General features: G+C 36.7%; 17 protein-coding genes and 1 riboswitch. Of the genes, 12 read left to right on the plus strand and 5 right to left on the minus strand.

Annotated features, from left to right (window positions below; translation table 11 throughout):
• Positions 1–8 precede the first annotated feature (8 nt).
• Positions 9–623, minus strand: coding sequence for a deoxynucleoside kinase (locus OLM56_RS05900; RefSeq protein WP_121376106.1), 615 nt, complete (start codon positions 621–623; stop codon positions 9–11).
• Positions 623–1,414: a hypothetical protein gene (locus tag OLM56_RS05905; protein ID WP_264528654.1), complete on the minus strand. Its 792-nt coding sequence runs from the start codon at positions 1,412–1,414 to the stop codon at positions 623–625. The genes OLM56_RS05900 and OLM56_RS05905 overlap by 1 nt, the downstream gene beginning before the upstream one ends.
• A 150-nt stretch (positions 1,415–1,564) precedes the next feature.
• Here OLM56_RS05905 and OLM56_RS05910 point away from each other — a divergent pair, with 150 nt between their 5' ends.
• Complete coding sequence (locus OLM56_RS05910) at positions 1,565–2,485, plus strand: GLPGLI family protein (protein WP_264528655.1); 921 nt, start codon at positions 1,565–1,567, stop codon at positions 2,483–2,485.
• A 19-nt stretch (positions 2,486–2,504) separates the two neighbouring features.
• Here the strand turns inward: OLM56_RS05910 and OLM56_RS05915 are convergent, their stop codons facing one another.
• Together OLM56_RS05915 and OLM56_RS05920 are read right to left on the minus strand one after the other, a co-directional pair.
• Complete coding sequence (locus OLM56_RS05915) at positions 2,505–3,185, minus strand: response regulator transcription factor (protein ID WP_264528656.1); 681 nt, start codon at positions 3,183–3,185, stop codon at positions 2,505–2,507.
• Positions 3,178–4,776: a sensor histidine kinase gene (locus OLM56_RS05920; RefSeq protein WP_264528657.1), complete on the minus strand. Its 1,599-nt coding sequence runs from the start codon at positions 4,774–4,776 to the stop codon at positions 3,178–3,180. Before OLM56_RS05920 ends, OLM56_RS05915 begins: the two co-directional genes overlap by 8 nt.
• A gap of 123 nt (positions 4,777–4,899) precedes the next feature.
• On the opposite strand from OLM56_RS05920, the gene OLM56_RS05925 reads away from it, so the two are divergent.
• The 3 genes from OLM56_RS05925 to OLM56_RS05935 all read left to right on the plus strand — a co-directional run bounded on the left by OLM56_RS05925 (position 4,900) and on the right by OLM56_RS05935 (position 10,934).
• A complete protein-coding gene (locus tag OLM56_RS05925) occupies positions 4,900–5,745 on the plus strand; it encodes a GLPGLI family protein (RefSeq protein WP_264528658.1) in 846 nt (281 codons plus the stop codon).
• A gap of 32 nt (positions 5,746–5,777) precedes the next feature.
• Positions 5,778–8,462 carry a carboxypeptidase-like regulatory domain-containing protein gene (locus tag OLM56_RS05930; protein WP_264528659.1) on the plus strand — a complete coding sequence of 895 codons (2,685 nt, stop codon included), beginning with the start codon at positions 5,778–5,780 and terminating at the stop codon, positions 8,460–8,462.
• A gap of 183 nt (positions 8,463–8,645) precedes the next feature.
• The gene (locus tag OLM56_RS05935; RefSeq protein WP_264528660.1) at positions 8,646–10,934 is read left to right on the plus strand and encodes a hypothetical protein; all 2,289 of its coding nucleotides are present in this window, start codon (positions 8,646–8,648) and stop codon (positions 10,932–10,934) included.
• Positions 10,935–10,989: 55 nt separating this feature from the next.
• Here OLM56_RS05935 and metK read toward each other — a convergent pair whose 3' ends face one another.
• Positions 10,990–12,240 carry a methionine adenosyltransferase gene (gene metK, locus OLM56_RS05940; RefSeq protein WP_264528661.1) on the minus strand — a complete coding sequence of 417 codons (1,251 nt, stop codon included), beginning with the start codon at positions 12,238–12,240 and terminating at the stop codon, positions 10,990–10,992.
• 307 nt (positions 12,241–12,547) lie between these two features.
• On the opposite strand from metK, the gene OLM56_RS05945 reads away from it, so the two are divergent.
• The 8 genes from OLM56_RS05945 (at position 12,548) to metF (ending at position 22,748) form a co-directional block, all read left to right on the plus strand.
• Positions 12,548–13,447: a T9SS-dependent choice-of-anchor J family protein gene (locus tag OLM56_RS05945; RefSeq protein WP_264528662.1), complete on the plus strand. Its 900-nt coding sequence runs from the start codon at positions 12,548–12,550 to the stop codon at positions 13,445–13,447.
• A gap of 261 nt (positions 13,448–13,708) precedes the next feature.
• On the plus strand, positions 13,709–14,617 hold the full coding sequence (locus tag OLM56_RS05950) for a T9SS-dependent choice-of-anchor J family protein (RefSeq protein WP_264528663.1): 909 nt from the start codon (positions 13,709–13,711) through the stop codon (positions 14,615–14,617).
• A gap of 470 nt (positions 14,618–15,087) precedes the next feature.
• The gene (locus OLM56_RS05955; protein ID WP_264528664.1) at positions 15,088–16,044 is read left to right on the plus strand and encodes a T9SS-dependent choice-of-anchor J family protein; all 957 of its coding nucleotides are present in this window, start codon (positions 15,088–15,090) and stop codon (positions 16,042–16,044) included.
• A 565-nt stretch (positions 16,045–16,609) separates the two neighbouring features.
• The gene (locus tag OLM56_RS05960; protein ID WP_147406610.1) at positions 16,610–17,032 is read left to right on the plus strand and encodes an OsmC family protein; all 423 of its coding nucleotides are present in this window, start codon (positions 16,610–16,612) and stop codon (positions 17,030–17,032) included.
• A gap of 105 nt (positions 17,033–17,137) precedes the next feature.
• A complete protein-coding gene (locus OLM56_RS05965) occupies positions 17,138–17,665 on the plus strand; it encodes a hypothetical protein (RefSeq protein WP_264528665.1) in 528 nt (175 codons plus the stop codon).
• Positions 17,666–17,731: 66 nt separating this feature from the next.
• Positions 17,732–17,835: riboswitch (SAM riboswitch) on the plus strand.
• A gap of 165 nt (positions 17,836–18,000) precedes the next feature.
• The gene (locus tag OLM56_RS05970; RefSeq protein ID WP_264528666.1) at positions 18,001–18,999 is read left to right on the plus strand and encodes a homocysteine S-methyltransferase family protein; all 999 of its coding nucleotides are present in this window, start codon (positions 18,001–18,003) and stop codon (positions 18,997–18,999) included.
• Between the two features lie 27 nt (positions 19,000–19,026).
• On the plus strand, positions 19,027–21,711 hold the full coding sequence (metH, locus tag OLM56_RS05975; RefSeq protein ID WP_264528667.1) for a methionine synthase: 2,685 nt from the start codon (positions 19,027–19,029) through the stop codon (positions 21,709–21,711).
• 80 nt (positions 21,712–21,791) lie between these two features.
• Entirely contained in the window at positions 21,792–22,748 is a 957-nt protein-coding gene (gene metF / locus OLM56_RS05980) for a methylenetetrahydrofolate reductase [NAD(P)H] (protein WP_121376120.1), read from the plus strand.
• Positions 22,749–22,797: the final 49 nt, after the last annotated feature.

Here is a 22,797-nt window from a genome sequence, read left to right on the forward strand (position 1 = left end):
TAGTAAGCTTAAAACAATCCGTTGATCTCGGCATTGATTCTGTTAATGATGGCACCTAAATCCTCTGGGTTGTCCACGAAATTGATATTGTCTACATCAATAATCAAAAGCTTTCCATTCGTGTAGCTTTGGATCCAAGCCTCGTATCTTTCATTCAGACGGCTGAGGTAATCGATAGAAATTGAATTTTCATATTCCCTTCCTCTCTTATGGATTTGATTCACCAAATTCGGAATGGAACTTCTCAAATAAATTAGCAAATCTGGACCTTCAACCAAAGATTCCATCAATTCAAAAAGTGATTTATAATTGTTGAAATCACGATTCGTCATCAATCCCATAGCGTGAAGGTTGGGCGCAAAAATATGTGCGTCTTCATAAATCGTTCGATCTTGGATGATGTTTTTGCCGCTTTCGCGTATCTGGAGCACCTGTCTGAAACGGCTGTTCAAGAAATAAATCTGAAGGTTAAACGACCAACGTTCCATCTGATGATAAAAATCATCCAAGTATGGATTGTCTACGACATCTTCAAAATGCGGTTCCCATTTAAAATGTTTTGCTAACAACCTCGTCAGCGTTGTTTTTCCTGCCCCGATATTCCCTGCTACTGCTATGTGCATTATGGTAATGTAATTTTATATTGACTGATTTCGTTTTCGGTAAAAATAGATAAAATTTGGTCTTTAAATGAAAAACGGATAAAGCTTTTTTCATTTAAAGTTATCGGCAATAAGGACTGGTCTTCTAAATTATAGAGAAACAATCCGTTATCGTTTTTGAGTAAAATCTGCTTTGACGATACGACCTGCGCTTGATTGTATTCCGGAACTTGTCCAAGAAAATTGACCTTTCCAAAGAGATTCGACACATATAAATTCTGCTTGGTGTCTATCCAATAAAAATAATTGTAATCCGATTGGTAAAATTTCAAGTTTTCTTTAAACGGTGGCGTTATGGATTGAAAAGTACTTTTCTGGACATCAAACAATCCTAGTTTTTGTGAAAGAATATCATAAACCCAAAGTCTGTTTTGAGAAGCCAAGCTCACAGCTTCTGGATTTAAAGGCTGCGGAAGTTCCGAAAAATTGATTTTTACAGTTTCATTCAGCTGATTGTCCAATAATACTGCCGTAGTAAACTGTTTGTAAAACAAGACTAACTGAAGCGGATTTTGCAGGTCGACTTGATGGATTTTTCCTAAAGAGACATTTTTATAAAAGAAAACTTGGGTAGGACTCGTCTTTTTAAATTCGTTTTCATTAATAGAATAGAAATTGCCAAAATTATCCTTGTCGATATAGTACCCTTTTTCCCATTTTTCTGCATTAGAAAAAAAGGGAATAATACTTGGCTGCTGTGAAAAGCCCAGCATGGGAATCAAGCCCAAGAGTATAAAAATGAGTTTCTTCATATAGGTGCCAATTTACGAATATCCTTTCAGATGCGTGTCTAAATTAAAATATTTAAATGTTGTCTTATTTGATGCTAAATATTATTTAACAAAAGCTTTGTAGCAAATATTGTCCAAATCCGTCATATTTGTATATTAAATTCTTGATTTATGAAAAGATACCTCTTATCTGTAGTTTTTTTAGTTTCAATTACTAGTTTGCAAGCTCAAAAACTGCAAGGAACTTCATCGACAAGTTCACAGACCCAGCAATTTCAAGGCATGGCGGTTTATGAATCTAAAACAAGTACAGCTGATATGAAGTCAAGGCTGTCGGGTAATAAAGAGATTACGCCAGAAATGCAGAAGTCTATCGAAGAAAGTATGAAAAAAATGTTGGAAAAGACATTTATTCTCAATTTCGACAAGACCGCATCTATTTATAAAGAAGAAGAAAAGCTGGAAGCACCTGGCCAAAATAATGGAGGATTCAGAATGATGTCGTCCATGATGGGCGGCGGCGGTACTTATTATAAAAATGTAAAGGAGAAAACATTTGCTGTTGATAAAGAATTTATGGGAAAGGAATTTTTAGTAAAAGATTCATTGCCAAAACTAGAGTGGAAATTGGAAGGCGAGACCAAACAAATCGGAGGCTATACCTGCTATAAGGCAACGGCGTTAAAACCCGTGAGTCAGTCGGATTTTAGGAATTTCAGGCCTAAGAAAGAAGATACTAAAAAAGAGAAACCAGCGGAAAAAGAAAAGAAAACTAATTTTATGGATGATTTCGAAATTCCGAAAGAAATCAACATTACTGCTTGGTATGCTCCAGAAATTCCTGTCAACCAAGGGCCAGAAGGTTATTGGGGACTCCCAGGATTAATTTTAGAAGTAAGCGATGATAAGACCGTAATTCTTTGTTCAAAAATTGTACTCAATTCTAAAGAAAAAGCAGAAATCAAGGCACCGTCAAAAGGCAAAGTGGTTACCCAAAAAGAATACGATGAAATTGTCATAAAAAAAATGGAGGAAATGCGCGAGCAGTTTCAAAAAGGGGGCGGAAGGCCTACAATGAGAATTGGAAATTAGCCTTTAAAACTTCCAAGAATTATAAAATCAATTTATAGCCTTGACTCCGAACATTTATAATCTGAATGTTAGGGTCGAGGCTTAATTTTTTTCTCAATTTTGTAATAAAAACATCCATGCTTCTACCGTTGAAGAAATCATCATCGCCCCAGATTTTTTTCAAAACAAGGGAACGGTCTAAGATATCATTTTTGTTCTCAACTAAAAGGTGAAGCAATGAAGCTTCGCGGTGTGTAAGAAAGAGCATGTTTCCAGAATGGTTCAGCGTCTGCTTTGTCAGATTAAAGAGATAGCTGCCGATAGCAATGTCTTCCTCATTCTTTTCAGGCTGGATCCTGCCCAAAAGCGAATGAATCCTGACAATCAATTCTTCCATGCTGAAAGGCTTTTTCAAGTAATCATTACCGCCGAGTTGAAATCCGTCCACAACATCTTGCGTTTGCGATTTTGCGGTAAGAAAAACAATCGGCGTTTTTTTGTCCAACTTGCGAATTTCTTTCGCTAGCGTAAATCCATCTTTTTTGGGCATCATGACATCCAAGACCAAAAGTTCTGGCTTTTCTTTAGTATAGGCATCAAAAGCCTCTTCGCCGTTTTTGCACAAGACAACTTCAAAGTTTCGGGTCTCGAGACTTTCTTTGATGATCTGGGCCAATGCTGGCTCATCTTCTGCCAGAATTATTTTAATTTTGCTAGACATCGGATAGTTTTATTTTGAATACGGTCAGTTCTTGATTGGGAAGCAATTCTAATGTTCCTCCATGTTTCTCAACAATCTTTTTGGAATAATAGAGCCCGATACCGAAACCTTTCACGTCATGAGTATTTCCTTTAGGAATCCTGTAAAACTTGTCGAAAATCTTCTCTTTTTGGCTTTTGTCTATTCCAGAGCCGTTGTCTTCGACCGTAATTTCCAGATTGTTTTGAACATAGTTCAAGTGAAGATTTATAGTAGTACCGCCATATTTGACAGCATTGTCGATGAGATTCGAAAGAGCATTTTCAAAATGGAAAGAATCGATATTTATAATTAGCTGCTCCATGTTGGTATCGAAAGAAATCGTCTTTTCTGGGCTGATCATTTTATGCTTTTCGATAAGTGTCTTGATGGCAGAAACAATATTTACAGATTCTTTATGAAGCAAAAGCTTGTCCGTATCCAGCGAAGCCGTTTCCAAAAGTTTCTCGACCATCACTTCTAATTTTTTTAATTGCTGGTTTGAAATATCAAGATAACGATTCGTCTTTTCGGGATCATTTACGTCATTAAAATTCCGAATGCCTTCAATAGCAGTAGCGACTGTCGTAATCGGTGTCTTGAATTCATGAGTAATATTGCTGATCAGGTCGTTTTTGATCTCATCTACCTTTTTTTGTTTATTGATGGTTCTCAGCAAATACAAAAGACAGCCGATAATTGAAAGCGAAAGTAGCAATGAAAGAATAATTTCAACCATACTTCGCTTCACGATCAATAATACCGGATTCGAAAATAATAACTTTAATTTCTGATGTTGCGGAAGAAATGTAGAATTAGAAATCGTACTCAAAGCAAGATCACTGTTTTTATCAATCTTATAATTCTGAAATACAGTATCTGCTTTCAAATGCTGAATTCCATATCGAATAGGAATACCTTTTCGCGCCAATTCCTTATCTAAAGCATTGCCCACTTTGTCGAACTGTATCGAATCGCGCGTCAAAGAAACAAGAATCTTGTTGGTGAAATTCTGGATTTTTGAAACACTATCCATAGCGCGTTTTCCGCTCAAGACTTTTATTTCAGTTTTATGAGGCAGGCTAACGTCAGTATTTATTTGAAATTGAGTCCCTTTTTTCTTTGAAGATAGTGTTTTCTCACTAGACATACTATCTGGAAAATCTTTTAAGATTCGTTTGTTCGTCTTTTCAGACGGATTCTTGATCGTAATAAACGTAGTCGTTTTAGGCGATTTGTCTTCAGTAAATGTTCCGACGGCTATTCTTTCTTTTATCGGAGTTGCTTTTTTCTTCTCCTTAAAACTATTGATAAACACAGAATCAGAAATAACATTATCCACAAAATGCGGGTCTTTAAAGGTAGCGTTGCCAATAAAAGTCATATAATCACTTTTTACATCTTCAGCATAATAATGCTCGACGCTGTTGTCAAACGCAATCTGCACATCATTAATCAGCCGTCGTTTGTTTTCAGCATAGTTTTTTATATTCCAATAAATCTGCAAACCAATTGTGGCAAGGATAGTTATCGAAATAAAAAATAAAATGTATTTGTAATTCTTTGATTTCATTTTTCAAAAGTATAAACAAATTCCATTGAAAAAATGCCGTTAACAATCGTTAACGTTGGTTAACTGAAAAAGAGATTTCTTGTCGTTTAATTTGTACCATTACTAACATAAAAAACAAATAAAATGATAAAGTCAACAGTTACATTAGCGTTTATGGTAACGGTGTTTTCGGCAAGTTTAATGAAAGCCCAAGATTTCCAAGGACAGGCGATTTATGAGTCAAAAACAATAATCAAAGACGATATAAAAATTGATGGCCCGAACATGACTCCAGATATGAAAGCCATGTTTGCAGAAAAAATGAAAAAAGCTTTTGAAAAAACCTATGCGCTGAATTTTAATAAGACCGAATCTATTTACGAAGAACCTCAAAAGCTAGAAGCTCCAGGTGCGTCTTCAGGAGGAGTGGTTATCAAAACTGCTTCGGCAAGCGATGGAAAAATCTATAAAAATATAAAGAGTAAGATGATGCTTTCTGAAGAAGATTTCTTCGGAAAAGAATTCCTAATCACCGATTCGTTGCCGAACTGGAATTGGCAACTGTTGAACGAGACAAAAAAAATAGGCAATTATACCTGCTACAAAGCCGTATCCGTAATTCCTGTTACCAAGGAAGATATGGAGGAGTATGAAAAAATGAAAAAGAAAAAAAGCGAGGGCACAACGCAACTATTTACTGTAAGTGAGCCTAAGGAAAGAACAATAACCGTTTGGTATACGCCAGAAATTCCGATTAGCCAAGGACCGGGCGAATATTGGGGACTTCCTGGGTTGATCATGGAAGTAAACGATGCAACAACAGTAGTATTATGTTCCAAAATCATATTGAATCCAAAAGATAAAATAACGATCAAAGTGCCAAAAAGCGGGAAAAAAGTAACGAAGAAGGAATATGATATACTAATCGAAAAACAGATGGAACAGATGAAAGATTCCAAAGGAAATATTCAGATCAGGATCGGCAATTAATTACTAGTTTTACACCCAACAACTTATCTCAAATGAAAAAGATACTTTTTCTCGCATTTTTTTTCTTGTCCCTTTATAGTTATTCCCAAAATATACGATTTGAAGGCCTTATAACCGATTCAAATGCTTTTGGTTTGGAAATGGCAAATGTCATGGCTGTAAATCAAGGCACAAAAGCAATGGATTCTTATGCGATTACGAATGACAAAGGAAAATTCCTATTGTCGCTGAAGCCGAATGCTACCTACAAAATAAAGGTCAGCTATATTGGCTATCAAGCTAAGGAAATTGATCTTGTGACGGAATCAGAAAATATGATCCAGACTATAATTTTGCAAGAAGGAGTAGATTTGGACCAAGTTGAGATCGTACACGAAATGCCCGTTTCAATCAAAGGAGATACGATTGTTTATAATGCCGATTCCTTTAAGACCGGAACAGAAAGAAAATTAGAAGATGTCTTGAAAAAGCTTCCAGGTGTTGAGGTAAATGCAGATGGTGAGATAGAAGTTGAAGGAAAAAAAGTCCAAAAATTAATGGTGGAAGGAAAGGACTTTTTTGATGGCGATACTAAATTAGGAGTAAAAAATATTCCAGCCGATGCTGTCGATAAAGTTCAGGTATTGAGAAATTACAATGAAGTTGGTGCTCTGAAAGGTCTCGAAAACAACGAAGAAAACGTCGCGATGAATATCAAGCTGAAAGACGGCAAAAAGAACTTTTGGTTTGGCGACATGAACGCCGGAATTGGAGTCGGGCATGAAGATAGTCGGTATGTCGTAAATCCGAAATTGTTCTACTACAATCCGAAATACAGCATCAACGTGATTGCTAATTTTAATAATATCGGAGAACTGCCTTTGACCATACAGGATTATTTTAAGTTCACAGGAGGCTTTAGAGGCATGATGCAAAAAGGAGGAAGCTCTTTCAATGTTTCGTCGAACGACTTAGGAATTGCAATGCTCAGAAATAATCGCGCGAAGGAAATCGAGACACAGTTTGGAGCCACGAATTTCTCTTACAATGTTACTAAAGAATGGAGTCTGAGCGGTTTTGCAATCCTTTCTTCATCAGAAACGGACTTGGAAACGAAATCGAGAAGCACAATTCTAGAAACTGGAGTAAGACAGCAAAACGAAGAAATCGCCCACCAAAAAAGCAATCTCGGATTGTTTAAGTTCAGCTCGAGCTACAAGCCAAATACAAAGTTGCAGTTTGATTATGATGTTTTGATGAAACAGTCGAAACAAGATGAGAATAACAATTTGCTTCGAGAATATACCGTTAACGATATTACGACTGCTGAAGATATTTATACGACTAAAAAGCAAAATCCGACATCGATAAACCAAAATGCTAGCCTCTATTATACGTTGGACGATAAAAATGTTTTTGCTTTTGAGGCGCAGCATTTATATCAAGACGAAGATCCTTTCTATAATGCAAACCTGCTCAACCAGCCTTTTGCTTTGTCAGGATATGTAGAAAACCAAAATAGGAATGATTTAAGCCAAAGCCGATTCGTAAAAACAAATAAGCTCGATGCCAAGTTAGATTATTACTATATGCTTACGCCAAAAAGCAACATCAATGTTACGTTAGGAAATACAAATTCGCACCAGAATTTCAACTCGAGCATTTTCCAGATTTTAGACAATGGGACGAGAAATGACCTTGAAGCTCCAGAAAACAATAATAAAGTGACGTATGATTTTAACGATGCTTTTATCGGATTGCATTATAAGTTCCTGACGGGCAAATTTACCTTTACGCCTGGATTTAGCCTGCATTCTTACCAAATGAATAACGAGCAATTAGGAACAAGCTACAAGCAAGACTTCTTTAAATTATTGCCAGATTTTTACGCCTTGTACCAAATTAAAAAGTCGGAAACACTTACTTATAATTTTGCCTTGACCAATACTTTTACTGATATTAACAATCTAGCAATGGGGAATGTCCTTTCCGGATATAGCAGCTTATACAACGGAAACCGATTTCTTGAAAATTCAACTTCACAGGTACATTCCTTGAGATATTTCAAGTATAACATGTATAACTTTGAAAATATATTTGCCAACATTTCCTATAGCAAAGCAACCGATGCCGTAAAAAGCAGGATTGTTTTTGAAAATGTAAACCAAACATTGACGCCTTATAATTCTAACTTGGCTGACGAGACAATTAATGCTAATGGAGCTTATGGACGTTCGTTTCTTAGAGATTATAAAGCCTCTGCTGGAGTGGGCCTAAACTGGTCGAAATTCAACAACATCCAAAACGGAAGCGTAAGAACACAAGAAAGTTTTATGCAGAATTATACTCTGAAAGCTGCAACCAACTACAAGTCGCTCCCAAATCTGGAAATAGGCTATAATTTTATGGTGAACGACTATGCCGGCTCAAAATTCTATACCGACAAGCCTTTTGCTAAATTGGATTATTATTTCCTAGACAGCTTTTCTTTTGTAGCCGAGTACGAGTTCTATCATTATTACAACAGCAGCAAGACTGTAGAAAACGAATATGATTTTCTAGACGCAAGCCTAATTTACCAAAAGAAAGACAGCAAATTTGAGTATAAAATAAGCGCGACAAACCTGTTAGATACCAAAACCCTGAATGACGACAGTTTTAATCAATATCGAACTACAACTTCGCAATACAGGATACAGCCGAGATATTTGATACTGTCATTGAAATATAATTTATAGAGAAGGAAAATTTGAGATTTTCAGCCAAGCTATTTGCTCAACGGTTAAGGCGTTTTTGGTTAGTTGCTCCTTAATCCTTGCCTATAGCTTGGCTGAATACTATTCAAGGCGGCTTTTGTTTTTTGAATTATTTGCTGAAAAATAAGTTACATTTGTCAGATAAATAACCTAAAAAGCCACAATATGAAGAAGTATTCTGTTGGATTACTGCTATTCCTTTCTGCAATTTCCTATGCTCAAAATAAGATTGAAAAGACGACCTACATTTCAAATTCCTATGGACAGGATATCAAGCTGAACCTGCATGAAAACAATCAGTACGAGCTTGTTGTTTTTTATGGGAATTATGAAATTAAGAACGATACGCTACACCTAAATAACAATCATTCTGAAGGATCCGATTTTTCGGTCGCATTTTCGTCTGATTCTAATCCGAGTTTAGGAAAAGTAAAAGTAAATCTTAAAGGTGTTGCCTCTTATTATTCAGGACTACATATCGGAACCCAGACAGGTAATTCTGAGCCTACATACAAAAGCATTTCGGATTTGGGAGGGGAGATGAATTTTGACGAAACCGAACTGAATTTCGAAATTAACAAATCAGACTATTTTTATTTGGCTAAAGAAGATTATAATGGCGAAACCACATTGTATAAATATGCCTTGCCAAGAGGTACAAATAAAATAGAAATTGAATACAATGCTAACTACTTAGGACAAATAAAACTTCAAGGCTATCTTAATGAAAAAAACGAATTGGTTGTCTCCGAAAAAAACAAAAAGAGCCCGATAACTTTTGTCCCAGAAAGCAGGAAGCCAAAAGCTGTAGAATCGCAAGTAAAGCCTTTGGAGACTAAAAAAGAAACCAGCTGGACCTATCCGGGGAAAGCTGACTTATATGGTCTTGTTGCTGACACTACAGCGATGGTAGCATCAGATTTTAAATTGGTAGTGCAAGACAATCTACAAAAAGCACTAGAAGCTACTAAGAAAACTCCTCAGAAATTTTTGGTAGTCTCTTATGAGCCTGATGATAAAAACGCGAAAACAGCATTCGACGCGTTTATACAGAACCAGCAATATGCTATAGGAGGCTATTCCTATGAATACAATGCCGATTACGACAAATACAATTATTACCTAGCTACTGCAAAAGACAAATCTTGGGCGTCTAAAAATAAGATTACCGATAATCCATCGACAATTATTATGGATGCCGACGGAACTATCTTAGGGCAGATAAAAGGAAGTCTTTCTAAAAACGAGTCCCTTTTTAGTGTGTATTACAGCTCGATCGGCGACCAGCTGAAATTAGTCAAAGCTAAGATCGACCTAAATAAGGCTTTGAATTCAAAGAAAACCAAAGATTCCGAAATCGTAAAAAAAATGGTGCCGCTTTCAGAAAATAATTCAGGATGGGCTATTAGTCCGCCAATGGTAACAACAGCTGTAGCCGTTCCTGCTGAAAAAGTAGTTGAAGAAGAAGAAGTTCCGGTTGAAGTAGCTGAAGTAGCAGTCGATACCGTTGCCGCTTATCCAGCCTATTATGACCAAAACGAAGCCGTTTATACAAAAGTAGATTTTGACAAAAAGAAACTGCTTGCTGCTTGGAGCAGGATAGTCGACAGCCATTCAAAAGATGCAGCGCCCGACATGGATTTTGTAAAAGTTGCCTTAGCAGAAATTCAAAATAGCGGATTTTATTATAGCCTATTTAATGAAGGAAGACCACTTGACGAGACCAATTTCAAGGCGATTGACTATCTTTTGAAACATTATGATGCTATCCTGCAGGAACAAAAATCAGCTTCTGGCCAAGGAGAAATGGTTGATTATTATGGCGACTATGCTCCAACAATAGAAACGCAACTTCCGACAGCTATTTCCAACGGTATCTCGCAACTTTCGGAGAAAACGACCGATGAATATCAAAATAGGATGATGGCTGTTTATAAAAAAACAGTAGAAAAAAAATCAGATGATTATAATGCAACTATCGAGTACCTAAGAGTACTTCAGGGTTTTGCAGAATCTACGAATAAAGAGAGTCAGTTTATAGAAGAATATGATGCCTTCTATAAAAAGACCTTTAAAGGACGCCAAAACGAAATCGAAATTTTAGATGAAATGTACAGCATTCCAGGAAAAGGATACCAGACCTATAACGATTGGAGCAGTTTTAAAAACTCTTTCTCAAATGCCTCTAACGAAGCTGCTTGGTTTGTGGTTCAAAAGGCTAAAAACCCAGAGTCGATCAAAAAAGCAATCCAATGGTCGGAATCTAGCTTGAGAATTGAAAAAAACAATCCGTATTATCTAGACACTTTAGCGCAGCTTTATTACAAAAATGGCGAAAAGCAAAAAGCAATCGCTACACAAGAACAAGCCTTGAAATTCTCTCAAGATATGGGAGATGAGACTAAAGCAGATTTAGAATCCGTCTTAGAGAAAATGAAAAACGGAACTTACTAAAAATAAAAAAACCATCCAATAACGGATGGTTTTTTTATGTCTAAAACAGCAGGATTTATAATCCGAAAGCTGTTTTTACTTTATCAACGAAATCTAATTTCTCCCAAGTAAACAATTCAACAGTAACTGTTTTCTCTTCACCATTTGGTGTTTTGAAAGTTTTGGTTACGGTTTCAGGTTTTCTTCCCATGTGGCCGTAAGCCGCAGTTTCACTATAAATTGGGTTTCTTAGTTTTAATCTTTGCTCGATAAAATAAGGTCTCATATCGAAAAGCTCTTCTACTTTTTTAGCAATCTCTCCATCCGTAAGATTTACTTTAGAAGTACCGTACGTGTTGATGTAGATTCCCATTGGTTTTGCAACACCAATCGCATACGAAACCTGAACCAAAATTTCTTCAGCAACGCCAGCTGCAACTAGATTTTTGGCAATGTGACGGGTAGCGTAAGCCGCACTTCGGTCTACCTTGCTCGGATCCTTTCCAGAAAAAGCACCACCACCGTGAGCTCCTTTTCCACCATATGTATCAACAATAATTTTCCTTCCAGTTAATCCTGTATCGCCATGCGGGCCTCCGATTACGAATTTTCCAGTAGGATTGATATGGTATTGGATTTTATCGTTGAACAAATGCGCATACTGCGGATTATTTTTGATAATTCTTGGAATCAAGATTTCTACCAAATCTTTTTTGATTTTTGCAAGCATTTTCGCTTCCTCGTCAAAATCATCATGCTGTGTAGAAATTACGATAGCATCAATCCTTACAGGCTTGTTGTTGTCGTCATATTCTAATGTTACTTGTGATTTTGCGTCCGGACGAAGGTATTTGATCTCGTTGTTTTCACGACGCAAAACCGCTAATTCTTGCAATAATTTATGAGAAAGATTCAACGCCAAAGGCATAAAATCTTCAGTTTCATTAGTTGCATAACCGAACATCATTCCTTGGTCACCAGCACCTTGATCTTCTTTACTGGCTCTGTCTACACCTTGGTTAATGTCTTGCGATTGTTCGTGAATAGCAGATAAGACACCACACGAATTAGCCTCGAACATGTATTCGCTTTTGGTATAGCCAATTTTTTTGATGACATCACGTGCAATTTGCTGCACGTCTAGATATGTTTTTGATTTAACTTCTCCCGCCAGAATTACCTGTCCAGTTGTAACCAAAGTTTCACAAGCAACTTTTGAATCGGCGTCAAAAGCCAAAAAGTTGTCAATTAATGCATCTGAAATTTGATCCGCAATTTTATCTGGATGTCCTTCACTCACAGACTCTGACGTAAATAAATAAGCCATATTTTTAAATTTTTAGGAATCGGAAAAATTGCAGAGAAGGCTAAAGGAGAGTTTTCTGCTTTAGCATTTTTATGATACTCTATTTGTTTAGTATCAGAGGTTGCAATCAGTACAAATTTTTCCTCTTCTCGATTTTGATTGCAAATGTATGAAAGCATATTTAATTGACAAAGGAGTTATGCCAGAAAGGAAGAAAGTGAGAAGACAGATTTTTTTTATTAATTTTTAAAATGTGTTAATGAAATTGATTATATTTGAGTTATGATGATTGAATTTAAATTATGTATAACGTTTTAATTAAAAAATTATGAAAAAAACTTTACTTTCTTTGTTTTTATTGGCTTCAACACTAAGCCAAGCTCAAAACCTGTTTACTGAAAATTTTGATACCTACGCCAATTTGGCGACAGCTGGATGGACTTCTACAAATCAGAGTACACCTGCCGGAGCTTCAACTTGGGCTCAAGGAGGCGGAACGGCCTTCGCTACTGGCGCATATAATGGTGCTGCAACTTCCTTCACTTTATGTAATTTTAATAGTACAACTGGTGGCACAGGTACAATTAGTAACTGGTTAATAACTCCTGTGGTTAGCTTGCAAAATGGTGATATAGTGACATTTTACAGTAGAGCAGGCGGAACAGGTGTTGGTACAGTTTACGCTGACCGTTTGGAATTAAGACTTAGTACAAATGGTGCAGCTACAGTAAATCCAACAGGCGGATCTGCAGGTCTTGGCGACTTTACTACCTTGGCGTTAACAATTAACCCTACTCTAACACCGACAGGTTACCCTTTCACTTGGACACAATATTCTTATACTGTATCTGGCTTAACAGGAGTTGTACCATGTAAATTGGCGTTTAGATATTTTGTTACAAATGGTGGCCCAGATGGTGCAAATTCGAATATCATTGGAGTGGATGCTTTATCTATTGACAGAGCTTTGAGTACAGATGATTTCTTTTCGAACAATTTCTCAATGTATCCAAATCCGTCAACCGGTTTGGTAAATTTGGCTAGCAAAAATAATGTTGCCATTAATACTATACAAATTACAGATTTGAACGGACGCGTTGTTAGAAATATTAATGCAAACAGTGTTTCAGAAACTCAAATCAATATTTCTGATTTGACTACCGGGCTGTACTTCTTAAATATTCAAACTGATTTAGGTTCAGGTACTTCAAAGATTGTGAAAAACTAGATTGTTATAAAACTGTATAAAAAGAAGCCGACTAATCAAAGTCGGCTTCTTTTGTTTAATAAATATCTCTTTTGTTGTAGAATTTGTTATTTTTTTATATATTGGTCGAGTATTAACTAAATAGTAATGAGGATGGGCTTATTGGAAGCGAAGAAAATGTGAATTTTTTACTTGTGAAAACCTGCTTTTTCCAAGTGGGTTTTTTTATGCTTCGAATTATCAAAACGTACTTTATTACTAACTTGTTAATGCTTTAATTTTATGAAAAAAACGTTACTTTGTTTTTTGTTTTTATCTTCAATGGGTCTGAGCGCCCAAATTACACTTTTTGAAGATGGCTTTGAAACCTACCCTAATTTTGTTATCGAAAATATTGGCTCATGGACGCTTACCGATGTTGATGGAGGCGAAACTTGGGGTATTGATGTCGGTGACGAGGAAGATCCAATCCCGGTAGAATTTGAAAATTCTGGATATACAGGTGCATTTATAGTTTTTAATAGTCTGGCAACTGACCCTCTAGTCGGTACAGCTTGGGCTGCCCATACTGGAGATAAAGTGATTGCGTGCTTTAACTCGATGCCTCCTATAGCTCCAAATAATGATTGGTTAATATCTCCTAGAATTCAATTAGGAGCGACTGGAAATTCATTGACATTCTGGGCAAAATCTGCAGCATCAGCCTATCCAAATGAGCGTTTTAAGATCGGGATTTCTACAACTGGTACAGCAGTAGCTAATTTCACAGTGATTTCAACCGGCGCATATATCCAGACAACTGCTACATGGACACAATACACCTACAATCTAGATGCATATGCAGGACAAAATGTATACATCTCTCTCAATTGTATCTCTAACGATCAATTTGCTTTATTGATTGACGATTATAAAGTGACGGCTGCTACATTGTCTACAAATGATTTCTTTGCTACTAATTTTTCTGTATATCCAAACCCATCAACTGGTTTGGTAAACTTGGCTAGCAAAAACAATACGGCAATCAATACGATCCAAATCACAGATTTAAACGGACGTGTTGTGAGAAATATCAATACTAAGGGCGTTTCAGAAACTCAAATCAATATATCAGACCTGACTGCTGGAATGTACTTTTTAAATGTCCAAACCGATTCGGGTTCAGGGACTACAAAAATTATAAGAAGCTAAATTATAGCAGTTTTATAGTTTTATAAAAATCAAACCCACTTCCTTTAGGAGTGGGTTTTTAGTTGAAGCAAGAGCCTGTTTTTCGTGATGCTTTATAGAAATTATTTTTTTCAGTTTGAATTTATAAATTCTATATAGAACTCTAGTAATTCGAAACTAAAAGAACTTTTCCATACAGAACTTCCGCATGCCTTTGTAAATTGCGAGCTACGATGAAACGCTCTTGCTTCGTATAGTGAATCGTTTTCAGGTTGTTTTATAAAAAGTAAGCTTAATCAGTTGTTTTCGGATGTTATAAAAATCCAACCAAGTGATGGTTTGAATAAGTGGTTTATTCCATTTGTGATTTAAAGTTAAATCTACCTGTATATAGGTATTTTTTATTTGTAAAATTGTTAAATGGAGTATTTTATTACAAAACAAATTAAAAAGCATTTATATTTGCCGGCGTATTAACTTTTTAATTTATTATGAAAAAAACTTTACTTTCTCTTTTTATGCTGACAGCTTTGTCTGCAGCAAATGCACAAAATGTTTTCTCTTATGGTTTTGATGGTACTACAGAATCATTAGATGCAGCAGGTTGGATAAGAACGAATCAGAGTACTCCAGCTACGACAACTTTATGGACAAATGCTGATTATGAAGGACCACTTGAAAACCCAATCTTTGGAAGTGATTCTCCTGTTGGACATGCAGGAGGTACAAATTCATTTGCACTTGTTAACTATACAAGTACAGGAACTATAAATCCAGTAACTGGAGCTGCTTCTGGATCTGGAAACATCAGCAACTGGTTAATAACTCCGGTTATAACAGTACAAAATGGTGATATAGTAAGTTTCTACACAAGAAAAGGAACAGATGGAACGGAAGATTATCCGGATAGATTAGAGCTTAGAATGAGTTCTGCAACTACACATACAACACCTACTGGAGGAGCTACAAATGTAGGTTCATTTACAACTGTTGGTGTTACAGTTAACCCAACTTTAGTATCTGGATTTGTTTATCCAAAAACATGGACACAGTATACTTTCACAGTAAGTGGTTTGGCAGCTCCGACTGCAGTTAAATTTGCATTCAGATATTTCGTAAATAATGGAGGCGCTGCAGGGGCGAATTCTGATATTATCGGAATTGATACTTTCTCTGTTGACAGAACATTAAGTACAAACGATTTCTTTGCTTCTAATTTTGCTGTTTATCCAAATCCATCAAACGGCTTGGTAAACTTGGCTAGCAAAAATAATATGGCAATCAATGCTATTCAAATTACAGATTTGAACGGACGTGTAGTTAGAAATATCAATACAAATGGTGTTTCTGAAACTCAAATCAACATTTCTGATTTGACTACAGGATTGTATTTCTTAAATGTTCAAACTGATTCTGGATCAGGAACAACAAAAATCGTAAAAAACTAATTACTAGTAGTTTATATTTGAAAAACCCGCTTTGTGAAAAGCGGGTTTTTTTATGTAGAAAAATAAAATAAATGTTAAAGTTTATTTTTTTGTATTGCTAATTGAAAAATAGTTCTCAAGTTTGCATCATCAAAAAGAAATAAAAATGAAAACTATTATTTGTCATATGTACTGTAAGATGTGGAAAAATTCCGCAGAGCGTACTATTGCCAAATTTTAAGTTTCTTAAAATATAAAGCAAAAAAACCTCTGCATTTCGCAGAGGTTTTTTTTTGGAACAAAACAAGATTTATAAAAGATACGATTGAAATTCTTATTAACTAACTCAAATAAATTTCAATCCTCCTCCTCGAATTTTTGAGGAGGAACAAAAAATTAAAAAGATGAACACGACAATGATGATTTGCTGTAAAAAACATATGTGGATTTATTGCCACCTCAAACTCCATTGCCAAAAGCGAACGACTTAATCTCTGTTTATATTCAAGTGTAAAGTCCTTTTGGTAAGCCAGCCAAAAGGACTTTTTGTTTTTTATCAAATATTATCAATCTCAATAAAAAAATTATGAAAGCAATAAATGTTTTAGGATACTCCAGAAATAACGAACAATTCGTTGTAAAGACACAGAATTCTGATGTAAGAATCAGCAACAATAAAAAATTTCCAGAACTCGAAGGACCTAGTCCGTTTGAATATATTCTTGCCGGTTTTGCAGGATGCGTCAATGCGGTTAGTCAAAAAGTAGCCGAAGAATTAGGCATAAACCTAAAATCGCTACAGGTAGAAATCACGGGAACCATAAGCCAAGAAGAAAGAGTCGGTTTCAGCAAAATTGAAATCGTACTGAAACCAACGACTGATGCTTCGCTGCAAGTGCTCCAAAAATGGTTAAAATTAGTACAGCAGAAAAGTCCGGTTTATGACAACTTGGTCAATACAACTCCGGTCGAATTGATTTTGTACAAAGAATATAATTATGCCGCATAAAGCATAAATCACAAAATTGTTTAGTTTGTTTTATTTGTTTGTTGAAAAGGCTGCTTTTGATTGCCAGTCAAAAGCAGCTCTTTTTAAACCTAAAGCCTCAAAATCATGTCAGTTAAAAAAATAAATATTATTCTTTTCGGAATAGAAACCGTCGGAAGTTCTTTGATAAACCAAATACTTGCCAGCCAAAAAGCACCTTTGGAAAACAGAAAATTTGAATTAAGATTGCCGATAATAACCAATTCTACAGTAGCTTTTTTTGAAAAACCAACTGTAAAAAATTCTTGGGAAGCCAATTTTATTCAGTTTGCAATTCCCTTTAAGGTAGAAGATATCATCAGTTTTGTTCAAGAAAATGCACTTGAAAATCTTATCGCTGTCGATACCACCGAAACCGACGATTTGCTTCCTGAATATTTCGAATTATTGCAAAACGACTTCGATGTTATCAGTACGAATCCAGTCATAGAAAAGCTTCCTGCGGATTTTAATGCATCTATAAATGCTAGCCTGAAGAAATTCGGAAAAGAATTTTTCTTCATAAATCCAATAAAAAAAGAAGCTGTTTCTGAAACCCTACTTAAGAAAATCATCCAAATTGCAGAAAAACAGGATTTGAAGTTAGCAGTATAATTTCCTTTCGGCTATTGCAAAAACCAAACATATTGCATTACTTTGCAGTGTTCATACAAATATTGACAGTTATCACGAAAGGCAGAGGGATTAGACCCGGTGAAGCCTTAGCAACCCTTTAAGCTTTAAAGAAGGTGCTACATTCTACCACGAAAGTGGATAGATAACACACAGAAAAACCTCGGTTTTCTCTCCCTTTTCCTGACAACATATTGATATTTAATTTTTAAGAAGCAAATGGCTTTGGTTTTTTCAATACTCCATTTCCTGCTTTCTGAAAAATAATGAACTTTTGGATTCAACAGAATCGTTGCATAACCATTAGTATCGAAAAAATGTCAGACATACACAAAGCTATTAAAGAAAGAATCCTCGTTCTCGACGGAGCAATGGGAACCATGCTTCAGCGCTACAATTTCTCTGAAGAAGATTTCCGTGGCGAAAGATTTAAAAATTTTCCACATCCCCTGAAAGGCAATAATGATTTACTGTCATTGACCCAACCCCAAGCCATTCGCGATGTACACCGTCAGTATTTTGAAGCAGGCGCGGATATTGTCGAAACCAATACGTTTTCAGGAACTACAATTGGCATGGCCGATTATCATCTCGAAGATCTCGTCTATGAATTAAACTACGAATCGGCAAAACTAGCTCGCGAAGTAGCCGATGAGTTTACTAAAAAAGACCCAAGCAAGCCTCGTTTTGTTGCAGGCTCTATTGGTCCGACCAACAGGACAGCCAGTATGTCACCCGATGTAAACGACCCAGGGTATAGAGCCGTTACTTTCGACGATTTGAGAATTGCCTACAAACAACAAGTCGAAGCATTGATTGACGGAGGCTCAGACATCTTGTTGGTAGAAACGATCTTCGATACTCTAAATGCCAAAGCGGCCTTATTTGCTATCGAAGAAGTCAAAGAAGAAAGAAATCTTGATATTCCGATTATGGTTTCTGGAACAATTACAGATGCTTCTGGAAGAACGCTTTCGGGCCAAACAGTCGAAGCCTTTCTGATTTCAATCTCACATATTCCTTTATTAAGCGTCGGATTTAACTGTGCTTTGGGTGCGGATCAATTGAAGCCTTACTTGCAGAGATTGTCGCACAATACGTCGTTTAATATTTCAGCCCATCCCAATGCAGGATTGCCGAATGCTTTTGGACAATACGACCAAACTCCAGAAGAAATGCAGGTTTTGATTCGGGAATATCTCCAAGATAATCTCATCAATATAATAGGAGGATGCTGTGGTACCAATCCAGAGCACATCCGCCTGATTGCAGAAGCCGCAAAAGAATATGCACCAAGAATTGTAGAACCAGTTTAAAAAGCTACAGCTAAAGAAAAACAGAAAATGGCAGATGTTGATTGTAAGAAACACCTAAAATTATCAGGCCTTGAGCCTTTAATTATAACTCCCGAAAGTATTTTCGTGAACGTGGGCGAACGGACAAACGTTACCGGTTCTCGAAAATTCTTGCGTCTCATAAAAGAAGAAAAGTACGAAGAAGCTTTAGATATTGCCAGAGCCCAAGTAGAAGGCGGTGCCCAAATCATCGATATCAATATGGATGAAGGAATGCTTGATGGTGTTCATGCCATGACGACTTTCCTGAACCTGATTGCTGCAGAACCCGATATTTCTCGAGTTCCTGTGATGATTGATAGCTCTAAATGGGAAATCATCGAAGCAGGCTTGAAAGTCGCACAAGGAAAAAGCGTCGTCAATTCGATCAGTCTAAAAGAAGGCGAAGACAATTTTATCCGTCAGGCAAAATTGATAAAAAAGTATGGCGCTGCGGTAATCGTAATGGCCTTTGATGAAGTCGGTCAAGCCGATACTTACGAGAGAAGGATTGAAATCTGCAAGCGTTCCTACGATGTTTTAGTAGACCAAGTTGGTTTTCCAGCAGAAGATATCATTTTCGATCCTAATATTTTTCCCGTGGCGACAGGCATGGAAGAACACCGCCAAAACGCTGTGGATTTTTTCCGAGCTACAAAATGGATCAAAGAGAATCTTCAGTATGCAAGTGTCAGTGGAGGCGTGAGTAATGTTTCTTTTTCTTTCCGAGGAAATGACCGTGTTCGCGAAGCCATGCATTCTGCCTTTTTATATCATGCCGTAAATAACGGAATGACGATGGGAATCGTAAACCCAGAAATGCTGGAAATTTACGACCAGATACCAAAAGATTTATTAGAGCATGTCGAAGATGTCTTGCTTGACAGAAGAGATGATGCAACGGAAAGACTTTTATCTTTTGCCGAAAACATAAAAGGAGATACCAAAGAAGTAACAGAAAAACAAGCCCAAGAATGGCGCTCGCTCCCAATTCAGGAGAGGCTTACGCATGCTTTAGTAAGAGGAATAGATGAATTTATTGAGGCCGATATCGAAGAAGCAAGACAGCTTGCGGCAAAACCGATAGAAGTCATTGAAATCAATTTGATGGCCGGAATGAATGTCGTTGGAGATTTATTCGGAAGCGGAAAAATGTTCCTGCCCCAAGTAGTCAAATCAGCAAGAGTTATGAAAAAAGCAGTTGCGTATCTGCTACCTTATATAGAAGCTGAAAAAGATGGGACTTCAAGTTCTGCTGGAAAAGTACTGATGGCAACAGTTAAGGGCGACGTTCATGATATAGGAAAAAATATCGTAGCGGTGGTTCTGGGATGTAATAATTATGAAATTATCGACCTTGGAGTCATGGTGTCGCCAGAAAAAATCATCCAGACTGCCATTGAAGAAAAAGTAGATATTATTGGCCTAAGCGGCTTGATTACGCCTTCCTTGGATGAAATGGTCTATTTGGCAAAACAGATGGACAAATTAAATATCAATATTCCAATCATGATTGGCGGAGCGACAACTTCGCGCGCGCATACGGCCGTGAAAATTGCTCCTGAATACAGAGAAACCGTTGTCCATGTAAACGATGCATCGCGAGCGGTTACAGTTGCTGGGAATCTAATCAATAAAAATACCAACCAAGAATATTTCAAAAGCCTTCGTTCAGAATATGACGAATTGCGTGAAGGCTATCTGAACAGAAGCCGCGACAAAAACTTCCTTGATATTGAAGAAGCCAGAAAAAATAAATTGAAACTGGATTGGGACAATTTCTCTCCAACTAAACCTAATTTTATTGGGGCAAAGACCATCGAAATAAAGCTGGACGAATTAGTTGATTATATCGACTGGACGCCTTTTTTCAGAACTTGGGATTTGCATGGGAAATATCCAAATATTTTGACCGATGAGATAGTTGGGGAACAAGCTACTATTTTATTTTCTGATGCTCAAAAAATGCTAAAGCAGATGTTGTCAGAAAGCTGGCTCGAAGCAAAAGGAATCTATGGGATTTTTCCAGCGAACCAAATTAATGACGACGATATCGAATTATTTGATGAAAATGGAAAACACTTGCAGACTTTCTTGACCCTAAGACAGCAATCGGCAAAAACAAAAGGAGCTCCAAACATTGCATTAGCCGATTTTATTGTGCCGAAGGATTCTGGAAAGACTGATTATATGGGCGCTTTTTGCGTAACGACAGGTTTTGGGGTAGATGAAAAAGCAGCTGAATTTGAGAAAAATCTCGACGATTATAATTCGATCATGGTTAAAGCTTTAGGAGATCGTTTTGCTGAGGCTTTTGCGGAATATTTGCACGAGAAAATCAGAAAAGAAATATGGGGCTACGCTTCGGATGAGGTTTTAAGCAATGAAGAATTGATCAAGGAAAGCTACAAAGGAATACGCCCTGCACCCGGATATCCGGCTTGCCCTGACCATTTAGAAAAACCTACGATTTGGAAATTACTAAATGTAGAAGAAAAGATAGGCGTGACCTTGACCGAAAGTATGGCCATGTGGCCGGCTTCTTCGGTTTCTGGATATTATTTCGGAAATCCGGAGAGCAAGTATTTCGGTCTTGGAAAAATCAAGAAAGACCAAGTCGAAGATTATGCCAAACGCCGAAACGTTTCGTATGAATATGCCGAAAAATGGCTTAACCCAAATATTGCAGATTAGAGAAATTTTGGATGTCTGATTTAGGATTTTAGATTTCAGCTCACCTAAATCAAAAATCCTAAATCCTAAATTATAAATTGATGAAAGTAACCGAACATATAGAAAAAGCGAACGGAAAATCTTTATTTTCCTTTGAAATATTGCCTCCATTAAAAGGCCAAAATATCCAATCCATTTTTGACAGTATTGATCCTTTGATGGAATTCAATCCGCCGTTTATTGATGTGACCTACCATCGTGAAGAATACGAATACAAAGAACTGCCTAGCGGTTTGTTAGAGAAAAAGATTGTCAAAAAACGCCCTGGAACGGTCGGTATTTGTTCGGCAATTCAAAACAAATACCAAGTTGATGCGATTCCGCATATTCTTTGTGGTGGTTTTACGAAAGAAGACACCGAAAACTTCTTGATTGATTTGGATTTTCTCGGAATCCAGAACGTAGTGGCTTTGCGTGGTGATGCCGTTAAAAATGAGACCTATTTCAAGCCAGAAAAAGAAGGAAACCATTATGCTACAGAATTGGTAACACAGATTTCGAACCTGAATAACGGAATTTACTTAGATGACGAATTGCAGAATTCTTCTGCGACCAACTTCTGCATCGGAGTGGCTGGCTATCCAGAAAAACACATGGAAGCACCCAGCTTGGACAGCGATATTTATTTCTTGAAACAAAAAATAAAGAATGGAGCTTCCTATATTATTACGCAGATGTTTTTTGACAATAAAAAGTTTTTCGATTTTGTCGCGAAATGCAGAAAAGAAGGCATTACGGTTCCAATTATTCCGGGACTAAAGCCAATTTCTACAAAAAAGCAATTGAACTTGGTACCGCACCGTTTTAAGGTTGATATTCCTGATGAACTGATCATGTCTATCGTTCGTGCCAGCGATTCAGAAGCTGTAAAACAAATAGGAATTGAATGGTGCATCAACCAAAGCAAGGAACTAATCAAAGAAGGAATTCCTGTTCTCCATTATTATTCTATGGGAAAAGCGGAGAATATCAAGGCAATAGCAAGAGAGGTTTTTTAACATAAGCTTGTAAGCTTACTTTTATTAGTTATTTTTGGCAATGCTAATC

It is taken from the genome of Flavobacterium sp. N2550, from assembly GCF_025947265.1.
GTDB lineage: Bacteria > Bacteroidota > Bacteroidia > Flavobacteriales > Flavobacteriaceae > Flavobacterium > Flavobacterium endophyticum.

Coding starts and splice junctions, on each gene's coding strand:
- metK (WP_264528661.1), bottom strand. CDS start 12,240: ATGGCTTATTTATTTACGTCAGAGTCTGTGAGTGAAGGACATCCAGAT.
- OLM56_RS05930 (WP_264528659.1), top strand. CDS start 5,778: ATGAAAAAGATACTTTTTCTCGCATTTTTTTTCTTGTCCCTTTATAGT.
- OLM56_RS05935 (WP_264528660.1), top strand. CDS start 8,646: ATGAAGAAGTATTCTGTTGGATTACTGCTATTCCTTTCTGCAATTTCC.
- OLM56_RS05905 (WP_264528654.1), bottom strand. CDS start 1,414: ATGAAGAAACTCATTTTTATACTCTTGGGCTTGATTCCCATGCTGGGC.
- OLM56_RS05925 (WP_264528658.1), top strand. CDS start 4,900: ATGATAAAGTCAACAGTTACATTAGCGTTTATGGTAACGGTGTTTTCG.
- OLM56_RS05910 (WP_264528655.1), top strand. CDS start 1,565: ATGAAAAGATACCTCTTATCTGTAGTTTTTTTAGTTTCAATTACTAGT.
- OLM56_RS05965 (WP_264528665.1), top strand. CDS start 17,138: ATGTCAGTTAAAAAAATAAATATTATTCTTTTCGGAATAGAAACCGTC.
- metH (WP_264528667.1), top strand. CDS start 19,027: ATGGCAGATGTTGATTGTAAGAAACACCTAAAATTATCAGGCCTTGAG.
- OLM56_RS05920 (WP_264528657.1), bottom strand. CDS start 4,776: ATGAAATCAAAGAATTACAAATACATTTTATTTTTTATTTCGATAACT.
- OLM56_RS05900 (WP_121376106.1), bottom strand. CDS start 623: ATGCACATAGCAGTAGCAGGGAATATCGGGGCAGGAAAAACAACGCTG.
- OLM56_RS05915 (WP_264528656.1), bottom strand. CDS start 3,185: ATGTCTAGCAAAATTAAAATAATTCTGGCAGAAGATGAGCCAGCATTG.
- OLM56_RS05960 (WP_147406610.1), top strand. CDS start 16,610: ATGAAAGCAATAAATGTTTTAGGATACTCCAGAAATAACGAACAATTC.
- metF (WP_121376120.1), top strand. CDS start 21,792: ATGAAAGTAACCGAACATATAGAAAAAGCGAACGGAAAATCTTTATTT.
- OLM56_RS05970 (WP_264528666.1), top strand. CDS start 18,001: ATGTCAGACATACACAAAGCTATTAAAGAAAGAATCCTCGTTCTCGAC.
- OLM56_RS05950 (WP_264528663.1), top strand. CDS start 13,709: ATGAAAAAAACGTTACTTTGTTTTTTGTTTTTATCTTCAATGGGTCTG.
- OLM56_RS05945 (WP_264528662.1), top strand. CDS start 12,548: ATGAAAAAAACTTTACTTTCTTTGTTTTTATTGGCTTCAACACTAAGC.
- OLM56_RS05955 (WP_264528664.1), top strand. CDS start 15,088: ATGAAAAAAACTTTACTTTCTCTTTTTATGCTGACAGCTTTGTCTGCA.